Origin of the sequence: Mesorhizobium sp. M0815, from assembly GCF_040319995.1 — a bacterium.
Classification (GTDB): domain Bacteria; phylum Pseudomonadota; class Alphaproteobacteria; order Rhizobiales; family Rhizobiaceae; genus Mesorhizobium.
On sequence record NZ_JAMYOU010000018.1, the window covers coordinates 22,790 to 36,867 of the forward strand.

At 62.5% G+C, this 14,078-nt stretch carries 12 protein-coding genes; 7 read left to right on the forward strand and 5 right to left on the reverse strand.

Annotation, left to right across the window (positions count from 1 at the left end; all coding sequences use genetic code 11):
• Nucleotides 1–807, forward strand: a complete 807-nt coding sequence (locus NKI01_RS19930; RefSeq protein ID WP_023720592.1) for an ABC transporter permease — start codon at nucleotides 1–3, stop codon at nucleotides 805–807.
• A 90-nt stretch (nucleotides 808–897) separates the two neighbouring features.
• On the forward strand, nucleotides 898–1,185 hold the full coding sequence (locus NKI01_RS19935) for a DUF982 domain-containing protein (protein WP_023720593.1): 288 nt from the start codon (nucleotides 898–900) through the stop codon (nucleotides 1,183–1,185).
• Nucleotides 1,186–1,226: 41 nt separating this feature from the next.
• Here NKI01_RS19935 and NKI01_RS19940 read toward each other — a convergent pair whose 3' ends face one another.
• From NKI01_RS19940 to NKI01_RS19950, 3 genes are all read right to left on the reverse strand, one after another.
• Nucleotides 1,227–1,535: a HigA family addiction module antitoxin gene (locus NKI01_RS19940; protein WP_031194464.1), complete on the reverse strand. Its 309-nt coding sequence runs from the start codon at nucleotides 1,533–1,535 to the stop codon at nucleotides 1,227–1,229.
• Between the two features lie 114 nt (nucleotides 1,536–1,649).
• Complete coding sequence (locus tag NKI01_RS19945) at nucleotides 1,650–2,714, reverse strand: glycosyltransferase family 2 protein (protein ID WP_023720595.1); 1,065 nt, start codon at nucleotides 2,712–2,714, stop codon at nucleotides 1,650–1,652.
• Nucleotides 2,715–3,183: 469 nt separating this feature from the next.
• Nucleotides 3,184–4,515 (reverse strand): dicarboxylate/amino acid:cation symporter, encoded by a 1,332-nt coding sequence (locus tag NKI01_RS19950; protein ID WP_352964349.1) that lies wholly within the window; start codon nucleotides 4,513–4,515, stop codon nucleotides 3,184–3,186.
• Between the two features lie 236 nt (nucleotides 4,516–4,751).
• Here NKI01_RS19950 and NKI01_RS19955 point away from each other — a divergent pair, with 236 nt between their 5' ends.
• Nucleotides 4,752–6,611 (forward strand): sensor histidine kinase, encoded by a 1,860-nt coding sequence (locus NKI01_RS19955; RefSeq protein WP_352788136.1) that lies wholly within the window; start codon nucleotides 4,752–4,754, stop codon nucleotides 6,609–6,611.
• Nucleotides 6,612–6,617: 6 nt separating this feature from the next.
• The gene (locus NKI01_RS19960) at nucleotides 6,618–7,973 is read left to right on the forward strand and encodes a sigma-54-dependent transcriptional regulator (protein ID WP_023720598.1); all 1,356 of its coding nucleotides are present in this window, start codon (nucleotides 6,618–6,620) and stop codon (nucleotides 7,971–7,973) included.
• Nucleotides 7,974–7,997: 24 nt separating this feature from the next.
• Here NKI01_RS19960 and NKI01_RS19965 read toward each other — a convergent pair whose 3' ends face one another.
• Nucleotides 7,998–8,741 carry a 2OG-Fe(II) oxygenase gene (locus tag NKI01_RS19965; protein WP_352964351.1) on the reverse strand — a complete coding sequence of 248 codons (744 nt, stop codon included), beginning with the start codon at nucleotides 8,739–8,741 and terminating at the stop codon, nucleotides 7,998–8,000.
• Between the two features lie 150 nt (nucleotides 8,742–8,891).
• Between NKI01_RS19965 and NKI01_RS19970 the strand changes: the two genes are divergently transcribed.
• The 3 genes from NKI01_RS19970 to NKI01_RS19980 all read left to right on the forward strand — a co-directional run bounded on the left by NKI01_RS19970 (nucleotide 8,892) and on the right by NKI01_RS19980 (nucleotide 12,824).
• Nucleotides 8,892–10,664, forward strand: coding sequence for a tetratricopeptide repeat protein (locus tag NKI01_RS19970; protein ID WP_352788131.1), 1,773 nt, complete (start codon nucleotides 8,892–8,894; stop codon nucleotides 10,662–10,664).
• Between the two features lie 180 nt (nucleotides 10,665–10,844).
• On the forward strand, nucleotides 10,845–11,570 hold the full coding sequence (locus NKI01_RS19975; protein WP_352964354.1) for a 3-keto-5-aminohexanoate cleavage protein: 726 nt from the start codon (nucleotides 10,845–10,847) through the stop codon (nucleotides 11,568–11,570).
• Nucleotides 11,571–11,777: 207 nt separating this feature from the next.
• Nucleotides 11,778–12,824, forward strand: coding sequence for an acyltransferase family protein (locus NKI01_RS19980; RefSeq protein WP_352494439.1), 1,047 nt, complete (start codon nucleotides 11,778–11,780; stop codon nucleotides 12,822–12,824).
• Between the two features lie 164 nt (nucleotides 12,825–12,988).
• On the opposite strand, the gene NKI01_RS19985 is transcribed toward NKI01_RS19980, so the two are convergent.
• Entirely contained in the window at nucleotides 12,989–13,843 is an 855-nt protein-coding gene (locus NKI01_RS19985; RefSeq protein WP_352964356.1) for a hypothetical protein, read from the reverse strand.
• Nucleotides 13,844–14,078 lie beyond the last annotated feature (235 nt).

Here is a 14,078-nt window from a genome sequence, read left to right on the forward strand (position 1 = left end):
ATGCCGACCTATCGCCCCGGTCCCGTCTCGCTGGTCCTCGCCGCCCTGGTCGCGCTGTTTCTGCTGTTGCCGCTGCTCGCCGTCATTCCGGTGTCGCTGACGCCGAGCCGCATGCTGGCGATGCCGTCGGGCGAATTGTCGCTGCGCCATTACCGGGCGTTGATCGAGGATCCGCGCTGGATCAACTCGATCCTGCTCTCGATCAGGATCGGCGTCGTCAGCAGCGCCTTTTCCACCGTGCTCGCGCTCTGCTTCGGCCTCGGCGTCTGGATGTTCCAGCCGCGCTTCACCGCAGCATTGGTCGGCTTCGTGCTGCTGCCGATGGTGGTACCGCCGGTGGTCTCGGCAATCACGCTCTATTTCCTGCTGACCTCGATCTCGGGTTTCTCGTCGTTCTTCGGCTATGACACCTGGCTGGGTGTCGCCATGGCGCATGCGGTGATGACGGTGCCCTTCGCCACGGTGCTGATCCTGGTGTCGCTCAGCCAGCTCGACCGCCGCATCGATCTTGCCGCGCGCGGCCTCGGCGCCACCGTGTGGGAGCGCGCCACCCGCATCATCATGCCCAACATCAAGTTCGGCATCGTCACCGCGGCGTTGTTGTCCTTCGTGCTGTCCTGGGAAGAGATCGGCGTCACCCTGTTCATCACCTCGGTCAACGCCATCACGCTGCCGCGCTTGATGTGGATGGGCCTGCGCGACAACATCGACCCGGCGATCGCCGCACTCTCGGTGATCCTGATCGTCATCACGGTGCTGGTGCTTGTGGCGCGCAGCGTCGTGGTCAGGCTGCGCGCGGCGCAGTGAGGGCCGCCTCACTGCCGCGGTGACTGGCGCGAATGAAACCTTGCGCCACGATTTTCGTTATAGGTAGTTCAACACGTCGAAGGCTTCGCCATGAATCAAGGATGGTTTTCCAAGCCGGTTGCGATTGCGGTCGGCATCGTGGGAGATATCCGCAACATTTCCAACGCACGGCAGGCTGTCGAATTGCTGGAAGCCCACTGGCGCGACGCTGGCAGCGCCAAACACGGCTTGGCACGGCGCACATGCCGCCGCGCTATGAGCGACGACCGCTGGACCGAAGCCGCCAGGGACGCGTTCATCGAGGCCGCGCGGGAAGCGCATGTCCTGGTCGAGCGAGCCGTTGAACCGCAGGACCGGTCCAGGCAGGCGGGACCGTGATCGATTTGTGAGCCTCGGTGGTTCGGCCGATCTATTGCATCTCAGGCAGCATGCAGCCTTGGAATGGCACTGACGTCAACCTCGCGCTCCGCGTGCCACGCATCGTAAGCGGCCTGCATCCTGAGCCAGATCGCGGCGCCGTCGCCGAACATCTTTCCAAGGCGCGCCGCGACGGCCGGCGAGACCGGCTTCTTTTCGCGGATGATGTCGTAAAGCTGCTGGCGCGAGATTCCGAGCAGATTGGCGATTTCCACCTTGGTCTTTCCGGTTGCCGGGATAATGTCGTCGAGCAGCGCCCCAGGGTGGGATGGGCAGCGCTCCATCGGACGCATCGGCTTATAACAGGTCATGGGCTGGTTGTCCTTCGGTTGGGTCGCCACGTGCCCATAGTGATATTGCTCGAAATCTACCCGGGTTGCCAGACCTCCCGAAAACCTGGCGGCGTTGTGTCACTGCGCCACCCACTACCCCATAGCGTGGCGGATTCTCTTGGACAGGCGGCTCAAAAATGCCGGCCTCGACGACGCATCGAGCTTCCACGACAGCACCGCCGTGGCCATTTTCCGCGGCAACACCCCGACCGACAGGAACCATGCGGCAAGGATGACGCGCCGCCGCAGGGATGCGGTCATTTCGAGGCTGGCGACGGCGCCGGCCGCCCCGAGCGCCAGCCGGGAATCGTCGGCCACCGGATGTCGGTCTCTGTCGGCGCAGAGCGACGCCAGCCGCTCCTCCAGGTGGACCGGATCGTGGCGGACAGCATCCGACGGCACGATGGTCAGGCCGATCCCGGAGGCCTGGTCCGACAGTGCCTGCATGCGGCGGAAATCGTGGGTTACCCGCCAGCGTGCCCGCTCGGCGAGCTTTTCGCCGAAGACCGAATGGTTGGCGCCGTGGATCCGGTAGGCGCCGAGGCATTCGTCGATGGATTGGACGTGCCCGTACATCGGCGCCAGCGTTGCCAGATAGCCGTCAGCGCCCTGGCGGAACTCCGGCTCCGGTATCGGCATGATCGATTCGAGCGTTGCGCGGTCAAAGGCGAGCCCGCTGGTCACGGTCGTCTGATAGCGGCCCTTGTGCAGGAGTTTCGGCATGACGTCGCCGCTGTCGAAAGCCAGTTCGGGCGGCGGAAAGACATCCTTGATGCGTTGCCCTTCGTCGACGATGTGCAGTCTGGACTGGACCTGGGCGGTTGCCTCGTCCCAGGTCTCGACGATGGTGGAGACGGCGGTCGGATAGAGATAATCGTCGGCGTCGAGGAACAGGACGATCTTGCCCGAGCTCGCTGCGAAGCCGGTGTTGAATGCCGCGGCGTGTCCGCCATTTTGCGCTCGCGGACATGCGAGGATCTCGTCGCGATACGATTCCATGATTGTCGTGGAATTGTCCTGCGATGCATCGTCGACGACGATGACTTCGACATCCGCGTAGTCCTGCTCGAGGGCGCTGTCGATGCTGCGTTTGAGGAACCGCGCGTAGTTGTAGTTCGGGATGATGATGGATACCGGAATTCTCGGGACAGTCTGCATCGCGTTTGACCTCGCATCTTGCTTTGGTTCGGCAAAGGCCCGCTCATGGGCCTGCCCCCCTCTTCAAGCGCCCTCTTGGCGCGCAACGAGTTCCCTGGGAGAAAGCCTGCGCTTTCTATCAGGAGACGGGTCACGTTTCGCTTTGCGACTTCGTACTGAGGCCGCCATGCCTTCGAGGGCTGCTGCCATGGTAAGGGGTCGGCGGCAGCAAAAGCCCAGACGGTTCGGCCAAGGTGATGTCGCAACCGAGCCCGACGGAAATGTCTCGCCTCGCGATCAGGTCGGGAGCGAAGCGGACGGGTGCCCTGAAGGCATGGCGGATACTGGCCTTCAAATGCGGCTGGAACAAGCCCCGCGTCGAAAACAGGGCCACTTCAGGTTGCGTTCAGGCGGCATGCCGCGACCGCCGGTGCTTTGCCCCGGAGCCGGCGAACCGCCTCCGGGGCTTATAGTCATGTGGCCTAGACAGTCAGGCGGCCTGCAACCCTGGCAGCGACAGGTCGACTTCCTCGGGCAAGTCGCCGGCCATGGCCGCGGCAAACTTCGTCTGGTCGAGTTCTCCCTCCCAGCGTGCCACCACCACTGTCGCCACCGCATTGCCGATGAAGTTGGTCAGCGCCCGGCACTCCGACATAAAGCGGTCGACGCCGAGGATCAGCGCCATGCCGGCGACCGGCACGGTGGGGACGACCGAAAGCGTTGCCGCCAGCGTGATGAAGCCGGCGCCGGTGATGCCGGCGGCACCCTTGGAGCTCAGCATGGCGACGGCGAGCAGCAGGATCTGGTCGCCGTAGGTGAGTGGCGTGTCGGTCGCCTGCGCGATGAACAGCGCCGCCAGCGTCATGTAGATGTTGGTGCCGTCCAGATTGAAGGAATAGCCGGTCGGGATGACCAGGCCGACCACCGAGCGGTTGCAGCCGGCGCGCTCCATCTTGGCCATGAGGCCCGGCAATGCCGCTTCCGAGGACGAGGTGCCGAGCACCAGCAGCAGCTCTTCTTTGATGTAGCGGATCAGCGCCAGGATCGAGAAGCCATTGTAGCGGGCAACCGCGCCGAGCACCACCAGCACGAACAGCAGCGCGGTCAGGTAGAATGTGCCGATCAGCATGGCGAGGTTGGCGATCGAGCCGATGCCGTATTTGCCGATTGTGAAGGCAATGGCGCCGAAGGCGCCGATCGGTGCGGCCTTCATCAGGATGGCGACGAGGCGGAAGATCGGCGTGGTCAGTGCCTGCAGGAAATCGACGACCGGACGGCCGCGATCGCCGACCAGTGCCAGGGCGACACCGAACAGCACCGAGAAGAACAACACCTGCAGGATGTCGCCCTGCGCGAAGGCGCCGGTGATGGTGTCGGGGATGATGTTCATCAGGAAGCCGACGATGGTTGTGTCGTGCGCCTTCTCGGCATAGGCCGTCACCTTGGTGGTATCGAGCGTGGCCGGATTGATGTGCATGCCGGCGCCGGGCTGGACGACATTGGAGACGACCAGGCCGACGACAAGCGCCAGCGTCGAGAACACCAGGAAATAGATCATCGCCTTGCCGGCGACGCGGCCGACCTTCTGCAGGTCGGAAACACCGGCGATGCCGGTCGCCACCGTCAGGAAGATCACCGGCGCGATCACCATCTTCACCAGCTTGATGAAGGCATCGCCGAACGGCTTCATCGCCTCGCCGGTTTCCGGATAGAAGTGGCCGAGCAGCACACCGGCGGCGATCGCCGCCAGCACCTGCACATAAAGATGCCGGTATAAGGGAAGTTTGCCGCGCGGCTCGGCGGCAGCGATTGCTGTCTGCATGACGTCCTCCATGGCGCCCCGATCGAAAGCTCGACTCCCCGGGGCAGTTGTTTTGACCAGCAGCCTCGCGACTGCTGAATTCGTGTTTGCAACAGCCGTGCCAGATACACAGAAGGGCCTTTCATCATTGATTTTGTTGAGCATTCACAAATGTCCGCACTGCTGGACACACAGACAAGTGCGAATCTCCGCATAGGTCGAATTGTGTTTTGTGCGAGTTCATGCACAAATGGGCGATGCTGCAACGCCCCGCCGGTGCCTTGTCTTCGACGCCCGAGCAACTCGCCAGGCGGGCGCGCCGAGCCTGGCTGCTGTTTGCGGCCGTCGCCCTGCTGATCGTCACGGCAGCGCTCTACGGTGCCGGCCTCTACGGCCGCACCGCCGAGGTCGGGACCCTGGCGGCGCAGGGGCGTACCGACGCCAATCTGAAGGTCGCGCTGCTGCGCGCCGTGCTCGAAAGCCCGCGCGCCCTGCCGCTGCTTCTGTCCGCGGACCAGCAAGTGCGTGACGCGCTGTCGCAGAAAAATGCCGCGGCAATCGATGTTCTGAACCGCAAGCTCGAGGGGCTGGTCTCCGGCACCAAGGCGTCGGTGCTCTATGTCGTCGGCACCGACGGACTGGCGATCGCCTCCAGCAACTGGCGCGAGCCGATCAGCTTCGTCGGCAATGACTACCGTTTTCGCGATTATTTCTCCGGCGCAATGCAGGCCGGAACCGCCGAGTACTTTGCGCTCGGCAATGTCAGCAAGCGTCCCGGCCTCTACATTTCGCGACGCGTCGGCGATGCCGCCGCACCGCTCGGCGTCGTCGTCGTCAAGATGGAGTTCGACCAGCTCGAAGCCGACTGGCGCGAGGCCAACCGCCCGGCCTATGTCAGCGACGAGAACGGCGTCGTGCTGATCACCAGCGTGCCGTCCTGGCGCTTCATGACAACCGCGCCGCTGGCCGGACCTGAGCAAGCCGCGATCCGCGACAGCCAACAGTTCGGCGACGCGCCGCTGGTTCCGCTGCCGATCATGCACCGGCAGGCGCTCAGCCCGGATGTGTCGATCGTCCACGCGGTGACGCCCGGCGGCAGTGAGGCGGAGTATCTCAGCCTTTCCACGCCGGTCCCTTCGACCCCATGGCAGCTCGACTATCTGATCCCGGCCGAAGCGCCGATCGCCGCTGCCGTCCGCGAAATGCGGCTTCTGGCACTGGGTGCCGTCGTCCCGCTGCTCGGCCTGGCCGCGTATCTGTTGTGGCGGCGGCAGTCGGCGCAGATGCGGATTGCCGCCGAACAGGCGGCGCGCACCGAACTCGAACGCCGCGTCGTCGAACGCACCGAGGATCTGAGCCAAGCCCGCGACCGGCTGCAGGCCGAGATAGCAGGCCACCGCAGCACCGAAGCCAAGCTCCAAATCGTGCAGCAGGATCTGGTCCAGGCCAACCGCCTCGCCATCCTCGGCCAGGTCGCCGCCGGTGTCGCCCATGAGATCAACCAGCCGGTCGCCACCATCCGCGCCTATGCCGACAATGCCCGCACCTTCCTCGACCGCAAGCAGACCGGGCCGGCCGAGGAAAACCTCGGCGCCATTGCAGCACTTACCGAACGCATCGGCTCAATCACCGAGGAGTTGAAGGCATTTGCCCGCAAGGGCCGCACCGCCGCCGAGCCTGTTGAATTACGTGGTGTTGTCGAGGGCGCGGTCATGCTGTTGAGAAGCCGCTTTGCCGGTCGGCTCGACGCATTGGCCATCGACCTGCCGCCGCCGAGCCTCAAAGTCATGGGCAATCGGGTCCGGCTCGAACAGGTGCTGATCAACCTCTTCCAGAACGCGCTCGAAGCACTCGACGGCCGCGACGACGCTTATGTGCAGGTATCGGTCGAGGAGACCGCGGACGGCGTGACGGTCGGCGTGTCCGATAACGGACCTGGCATTCCGCCCGGGATTCTCAAGTCGCTGTTCACGCCGTTCAACACCTCCAAGGAAAAAGGCCTCGGCCTTGGCCTCGTCATCTCGAAGGACATCGTCGCCGATTATGGCGGCCGCATCGAGGTTTCAAGCAACGACGGCGGCACCCGCTTCTCCATCCATCTCATGAAAGCAGCGTAAGCCATCATGACGAACGACAATGCCGCGCCGGTCATCTTGATCGACGACGATCGCGATCTCCTCAAGGCCACCGCGCAGACGCTGGAGCTTGCCGGCTTCTCGATCTCGGCCTCTGCGGTGGCGGCCGAGGCGCTGGCCAGGCTCGACGCCGATTTTGCCGGCGTCGTGGTGTCCGATATCCGCATGCCGCAGATCGACGGCTTGCAGCTTTTCAACCGCATCCTGCGGCTGGATGCCGACATTCCCGTCATCCTCGTCACCGGGCATGGCGACATCGCCATGGCCGTCAAGGCGATCAAGGACGGCGCCTACGACTTCATCACCAAGCCTTTCGCCGCCGACCGGCTGGTGCAGAGCGTGCGTCGCGCAGCGGAAAAGCGCCGCCTGGTGATGGAGAACCGCGCCTTGCGCGAGGCGGCCGGAGAGGCGCAGGACGGCCTGCCGCTGATCGGCCAGACACCGGCGATGGACAGGCTGCGCCGCACACTGCGCCAGATCGCCGACACCGATGTCGACGTGCTGGTGACCGGCGAGACCGGCTCCGGCAAGGAGGTGGTGGCAAGCCTTCTGCATCGCTGGAGCCGCCGCGCCAAGGGCAATTTCGTCGCGCTGAATTGCGGTACGCTGCCGGAGACCGTCATCGAGAGCGAGTTGTTCGGCCATGAGGCCGGCGCCTTCACCGGCGCGCAGAAGAAACGGATCGGCCGCATCGAGCATGCCAGCGGCGGCACGCTGTTCCTCGACGAGATCGAAAGCATGCCGGTCTCGACACAGGTGCAGATGCTGCGCGTCTTGGAGATGCGCGAGGTCACTCCGCTCGGCACCAACGAGGTGCGGCCGGTGGATCTGCGCGTCGTCGCCGCCGCCAAGGTCGATCTCGGCGATCCGCGCCAGCGCGGCGCCTTCCGCGAGGATCTCTACTATCGGCTCAACGTGGTGACGATCTCCATTCCGCCGCTGCGCGAGCGCCGCGACGACGTCGCCCTGCTGTTCTTCTATTTCGCCGAGCGCGCCGCCGCCCGCTTCCATCGTCCGGTGCCGGCAGTGCCGGCGACGGTACATCGCCATCTGAGCGACCATGACTGGCCGGGCAATGTGCGCGAACTGGCGCATTTCGCCGAGCGGTTCGTGCTTGGATTGGAGGAAGGCGCCGAAGCACAACCCCCTGCCCCAACTGAATCGAACGCCGCCATGAAGCTGCCGGAGCGGCTGGAGCGCTACGAGGCCGACATCATCCGCGAGGCGCTTGGCCGCAACGAGGGCGATGTCAGGCGCACGATCGAAGCGCTGGGGATTCCGCGCAAGACCTTCTACGACAAGCTCCAGCGCCACGGCATCGTGCGCAGCGATTTTTCCAGGTAATCGCCGCCGGGCCGAGAGGCTCGGTTACTTGGCGTCGTGGAAGATGATACCGACAGTGTGGCGCATGCCGGAGCGTAGCCGGCTGACGCCGTGCCTGAGGTTGACGCGGTAATTGCCCTTGCTGCCCTGGACCGGACGATTGTGGACCGCGAAGGCGACTGCATCGCCCTGGCGCAGCGGCACCACCTCGGCGCGGCTCTGCATGCGCGGACGCTGCTCGGTCAGCACGAATTCGCCGCCGGTGAAATCCTTGCCGGGCTCGGACAACAGGATCGCCACCTGCAGCGGGAAGGCAAGATCGCCGTAGAGATCCTGGTGCAGGCAGTTGAAGTCGCCGGGGACATATTGCAGCAGGAGCGGCGTCGGCCGCGTCTGGCCCTGCTCGTGGCATTGCTCGAGGAACGCGGCGTGTTCGTCGGGATAGCGCTGCGCGACACCCATGCGCTCGTTCCAGTCGTTGGCGACCGCAGCCAGGCGCGGATAGAGCGCGGTGCGCAAGCCGCCGATCAGATCGGGCAAGGGATAGCGGAAATAGCCGTACTCGCCCTTGCCGAAACCATGCCGCGCCATGTGGACATGGCTGCGGAAATGGCTCTCGTCCGGATAAAGTCCGGCAATCTGCCGGCACTCCTGCGGCGTCAGCAGCTCTTCCATCACCGCGCAGCCATAGCCGCTCAGCTCATCGGCCAGCTTCCGCCAGTCATATCCGGCAACGCGCACCTCCGCCGATTTCACCGCCGCTTTCGCGCCTATCGAATGGATGGTCATGGCTTCGCCTCCTGTGGCTTCTCTGTCATTGAGATGGGTGAAACGGCGCGCGCGGACCACCCGTTTCTTGCCGGGTGAACTCGTTAGCGATTGTCTCGGGGATTTCGTTGAATACAATGCAGCGGGGCTTGCCGCGATGGGGGGGGCGAATTGAGCGGACGGGTTCGACAAAGGGACGGGGCAGTCCGGCAATTCCTCGTTTGCCTCGTCGCGATGCTGGTCTCGGCGCTCCCGGCCTTGTCCGCCAGCAGCGACTGCGTCAGCGACGACAAGGTCGAGGCCAGCACGCGGATCGCCGCCTGCACGCGCATGATCGAGGATGCGACAGAGCCCCTCGAAAACCGCGGTATTGCCTATTTCAAGCGCGGCAATGCCCTGACGGAACGAGGCGACTATGACCGCGCGATCGCCGACTACAGCGCGTTCATCGGCATCGCACCGACCGTCGCCAGCGGCTACTACAACCGGGGCATCAGCTGGGTCTTCAAGGGCGACTACGACAAGGGCATCGCCGATCTGGACAAGGCGATCAGCCTGGACCCGAAATATGGCGATGCCTACTACAACCGCGGCGTCGCCTGGACCTTCAAGGGCGAGGACGACCGGGCTTTGGCCGACTATGACAGGGCAATCAGCCTCGATCCCGAAGACGGCAGAAATTACCACAATCGTGGGCTGATCTGGTCACGCAAAGGCGACGACGACCGCGCGATAGCCGACTTCGACCGGGCCATCAGGCTCAACCCGAACGACGTCGGTTCCCTGAATGGCCGAGCCGATGCGTTGACCGGCAGGGGCGAAGAGGAGCGCGCGCTGGCCGACTATGACAAGGTGATCAGCCTCGATCCGAAAAACGCACATGCCTACTACCGGCGCGGCAACGCCCGGCTGACGGGCGGCGATTTTGACGGTGCTATCGCCGACTACAACCAAGTGATCAGCCTCGATCCGAACGATGAGAGCATCTGGTACAACAGAGGGGTGGCCTGGTCAGGCAAGAGCGACAATGACCGCGCCATCGCCGACTACGACAAGGCGATCAGCCTCGATCCGAAAGACCCCAAAGCGTACTTCAATCGAGGTATCGCCTGGGCTAGCAAGGGAGACAATGATCGCGCCATCGCCGACTACGACCAGGTGATCAAGCTCGACCCGAAACAAGCCCTCGCGTATAATAATCGGGGCTTGGCCTGGGTGGCAAAGGAGAACGATGTTCGCGCCTTCGCGGACTACAGCCACGCAATCGATATCGACCCAACACTTGCCATCGCCTACAGCAACCGAGGCTTTCTCTGGAACAAGCGAGGTGAGTACGATCGGGCCATCGACGAATACGACCGGGCGATTGGTCTCGATCCGAAAAATGCAAGAATTTACCACAACCGCGGCATTGCCTGGATGGGAAAGGCCGGCGACGGTCGAGCCATTGCTGACTTCGACCAAGCGATCCTGCTCGATCCGAATTATCCGTACAGCTACTCAAACAGGGGTGTTCTCTATTTCTATTCTGGCTCGCTGGCCAAGGCGCAGGCTGACTTTGAAAAGGCGGCCGCGCTCAGGCCCGACTACGCCTATTTTGCCATCTGGCTGGATATTGTTGAACGACGCAACGGTGCGGCGGGCCATTTGCGGAAGGCAGCTTCCAAGCTCGACATGACGAAGTGGCCGGCGCCTGTGGTTCGAATGCTGCTTGGCGAAAAGACGCCCACCGCGACATTGAACGACGCCGATGACTCGGATCCAACCAAGAAACACGGCAAGTTTTGCGAGATCGGTTTCTACAACGCAGAACTCAGCCGGCTCAAAGGGCAACGCGATCACGCCCTATGGCTTTACAGGCATACCGTCAGCCATTGTCCAAAGAGTTTTATCGAATACCGTGCCGCCAACGCTGCATTACGCGAGTTGGGTGTTTCGCCGTAACTCTGCCCGACGGATGTTCGTTTGCTAAGAAGACTAAGCCGAACAACACGATATAGGTGCATTCTGCCAGACTGATTCAGGCTGTGCCACGTCCATATGTCAGGAGCCTTCGCCAGCGCGATTCCGGTTTTCACTGGCCCGCGCTAGACTGGCAGCAACCGCAACCGGACTGCCCATAGCATGATTGTCCAGACCTGCATCAATGGCGCGCGCAGCGCCGATTTCCACCCCAACCTGCCGCTCGACGCGGAGGCCCTGGCGCGCGACGGCGCCGCCTGCGTCGCCACCGGCGCGGCTGAGCTGCATGTCCATGCGCGCGGGCTGGACGGCCGCGAAAGCCTGGCTCCGGCGGCGATGGACCAGACTGTGCTAGCGCTTCGTCGCGCCTGCCCTGGAACGCTGATCGGCGTGTCGACCGGCGCCTGGATCGAGAATGACGACGAGCGGACGCTGGCCGCGATCGCCGCTTGGAGCGAGCTGCCCGACTATGCCTCGGTCAATCTGAGCGAAGACGCCGCGCCCGCCGTCATGGAGAGTCTGCGCCAGCGCGGCATCGGCATCGAGGCGGGGCTTGCCTCCGTCGCCGACGCCGAACGCCTGGTGAGCCTCGACCATGGCAAACGGGTGCTGCGCATCCTGCTCGAAATCTCCGAGCAGCCCTTGGACGCGGCGCTGGAGGTCAGTGACGATATCGCCGCCGTGCTCGACGGCGCCGGGATGCGCCGCGCGATCCTGCTGCACGGTGCCGACGCCACGGTCTGGCCTTTCGTGCACCGGGCGGCGGAACGCCGTTGGTCGACGCGCGTCGGGCTGGAAGACGGCAAGGAGCTTCCTGATGGAACAGTAGCACCCGGTAACGCCGCGCTGACAGCGGCAGCCGTCGCTATCTTCGAGACCAGCCGTTAGCGCGGGGAAACAGCCAATCTCCTCTTCACTGGGGAGATGCCAGGTTTTGACAGAGAGGCAGGCCAAAGTCGGGCGGGTCTAAAGTATAGCCGCGTGCTGGTGTCAGTAAAACTTATCTAAAACTTTACGCATTAATTAAACTAGCAATTAATCAGCACATCAACGACCCCGTGTGTTAATGCTCCCCGCACAGGGGACCATTTTTCGATGAACATCATTCCAGAGAATGATCACGCTGCGCCGCGCCGGGTTCAACAGTATACATCGGTACAGATCCTGCGGGGGCTAGCAGCCCTCATGGTTGTTATCTATCATCTTCCGGCCGCACTGGGCATGCTCGATCTGGGTATTCCCATCCTAAACAGTGGTGTCGATCTGTTTTTCGTCATCAGCGGTTTTGTCATGGTTCTCTCGACGGAGAACAGACGTCGCGACCATCGTGCTTTTTTGATGCAGCGCTTCACGCGCGTCGTTCCGTTCTATTGGGTTATGACCTTCGTCATGGTCGCCGCACTTTGGTTGTTTGCCGGTCGTGCAGTGTCTCTTGAGCAGCTCACCAATAGCCTGCTTTTCATTCCCTATCTCGACACTGTTACAGGTTATGTCCAACCAGTGCTTGGCGTGGGTTGGACGCTCAATCTGGAAATCCTGTTTTACATTCTGTTCGCGGCAACTATGGGTCTTGGCACCTTGACGCAAATGGCCATGGTCGGCGTTGTCTTTGCAATCGCCGTAGCGGCGCGCATCATCTTCAAACCCGCCGCCGATACTGTGCTGTTTTTCTATACCACGCCAATCCTGTTTGAGTTCCTTGCCGGCATGGCTCTCGGCCACCTGGTCGGCAGGCTGGCGCGTTCGCCTGCCGTCCTGGGTGTCTCGGCACTCGTGTTCGCCATCGTGTCCATGCTGGTGATGGGCCTTGGCTTCAACTTGCCGCGAACCCTTGCTCAGGGAATCCCGGCGTTGATCCTTGTCGCGGCTTGCATAAGCCTGGAAAGCTACTTCCGGCTTCTTGCTCCTCGCGTGCTGGCAAGGTTGGGTGATGCTTCCTACTCTCTCTATCTGACACATCCTATCGTGCTGCTTGCGACCGCTCCTGTCGTTGCAAGCGCCAATGTATCACCATGGCTCGCAGGCATGGTTATTGTCACCGCCTGCATTGCCGTCTCCCTGGCCAGCTATAGTTTTATTGAGAAGCCGCTTTTGGCGATATCTCGGATGAGCCTCTCCGCCTATCAGGTGAAGGCACAATAAGTTGCGGTTGCGCCTCGCAACGATTTTGCGACAACGACATGCATAAAACAAGAAACTTAAAGCGCGTCGCAGGATCCGTTCAATGCGACGCGCTCTAGGTACAAAAATAGCCGCCCGGTTGGACCCGAAGCAGCTTGTTATGCACTTCGACAATGTGTCAGTGGCTACTTTGCAATCATGTAGGCATCGTCAGTGTAGAGTTTGCCAACTCCACCATAGTGGCCCACGCCAAACACGAATGACTGAGGTGTACCTGATCCGTCGGAATCCCGCCCGACCGGCCAGGTTGCGTTCGACGACGATTGCCAAAACACCCCGTCCAGATACCAATCGATGCCTACCCCTTCATAGAGATCCGCGCGCAGCTGAAACCAGCGCCCCTTCGGGGCGGGAACATCGTTAGCCGGATTGTGGACTCCGGCCGCCGCATTCTCCACATGCAGCATCACCACATCGTCAGTCGGATTGTCGGTCAGGTTGACCCACCATGTTGGGTCCTGCTTGAAAGGCGATTGCTCGGTCACCTTGAACTGGAAGATATTCGTCCAGCCGTTTCCCGCGTATTGGTAATCGGAGGAAATGAAAAACCACGCGACATAAGTTCCATCGATCCCTGACGGCGACACCGCCTGGAGCGGACGTCCGAAAGCGTCGTTCTTGGCCAGGCCGCCTGCAAAGAGCCACTCCTTGTAGACTTTGGAGTGGGGCTTCCCGGCATTGATGGCAGCCAGCGTCGTTTCGAACTTTCCGAAGCTGTTGCCGCCGTGCGAGGATACATTCCCTGCGCCGGTCGAGACCAGGCCGCTGATAATTGCGTTCAGGCTGGGATCGGCTTCCGCCGGATTCTCCGCCTGGACGAAAGACCAGTCGGTATAGCACGAGGCTCCGGTGCAAGGCCCCTCCTCCCAGTCCGCTCGCCAGTAGGGCGCATTCTTGGCATATGCGGCGCCAGCTGGCGCCATGGCGGCGGTAATGGTGCAGATTGCCGTCAGCACCAACAGATGAGAAATCTTCTTCATGTCGATCTACCGTTCCTTTCTAAGCTATGGATTCCAGGCACCTCTTGCGCCACTTGCTTCTTTCACCCTCGAACACAGCGCGTCCCGAACGGCGCTGTACCGCCAACTCAAGCCGGCGGCGCTGAACCTTCAAAGGGTATCCGGAAAACAAAAAACCCGCCTCGGGAGGGCGGGTCGGCGGCGCGATTAGCACCATACCCAAATTAGTAGCATAGCTGCCGGCACAAAGCAAGAA

What these genes read in the sequence shown, in the direction of transcription:
- NKI01_RS19930 (WP_023720592.1), top strand. Translation starts at nt 1, where the DNA reads ATGCCGACCTATCGCCCCGGTCCCGTCTCGCTGGTCCTCGCCGCCCTG.
- NKI01_RS19935 (WP_023720593.1), top strand. Translation starts at nt 898, where the DNA reads ATGAATCAAGGATGGTTTTCCAAGCCGGTTGCGATTGCGGTCGGCATC.
- NKI01_RS19940 (WP_031194464.1), bottom strand. Translation starts at nt 1,535, where the DNA reads ATGACCTGTTATAAGCCGATGCGTCCGATGGAGCGCTGCCCATCCCAC.
- NKI01_RS19945 (WP_023720595.1), bottom strand. Translation starts at nt 2,714, where the DNA reads ATGCAGACTGTCCCGAGAATTCCGGTATCCATCATCATCCCGAACTAC.
- NKI01_RS19950 (WP_352964349.1), bottom strand. Translation starts at nt 4,515, where the DNA reads ATGCAGACAGCAATCGCTGCCGCCGAGCCGCGCGGCAAACTTCCCTTA.
- NKI01_RS19955 (WP_352788136.1), top strand. Translation starts at nt 4,752, where the DNA reads ATGCTGCAACGCCCCGCCGGTGCCTTGTCTTCGACGCCCGAGCAACTC.
- NKI01_RS19960 (WP_023720598.1), top strand. Translation starts at nt 6,618, where the DNA reads ATGACGAACGACAATGCCGCGCCGGTCATCTTGATCGACGACGATCGC.
- NKI01_RS19965 (WP_352964351.1), bottom strand. Translation starts at nt 8,741, where the DNA reads ATGACCATCCATTCGATAGGCGCGAAAGCGGCGGTGAAATCGGCGGAG.
- NKI01_RS19975 (WP_352964354.1), top strand. Translation starts at nt 10,845, where the DNA reads ATGATTGTCCAGACCTGCATCAATGGCGCGCGCAGCGCCGATTTCCAC.
- NKI01_RS19980 (WP_352494439.1), top strand. Translation starts at nt 11,778, where the DNA reads ATGAACATCATTCCAGAGAATGATCACGCTGCGCCGCGCCGGGTTCAA.
- NKI01_RS19985 (WP_352964356.1), bottom strand. Translation starts at nt 13,843, where the DNA reads ATGAAGAAGATTTCTCATCTGTTGGTGCTGACGGCAATCTGCACCATT.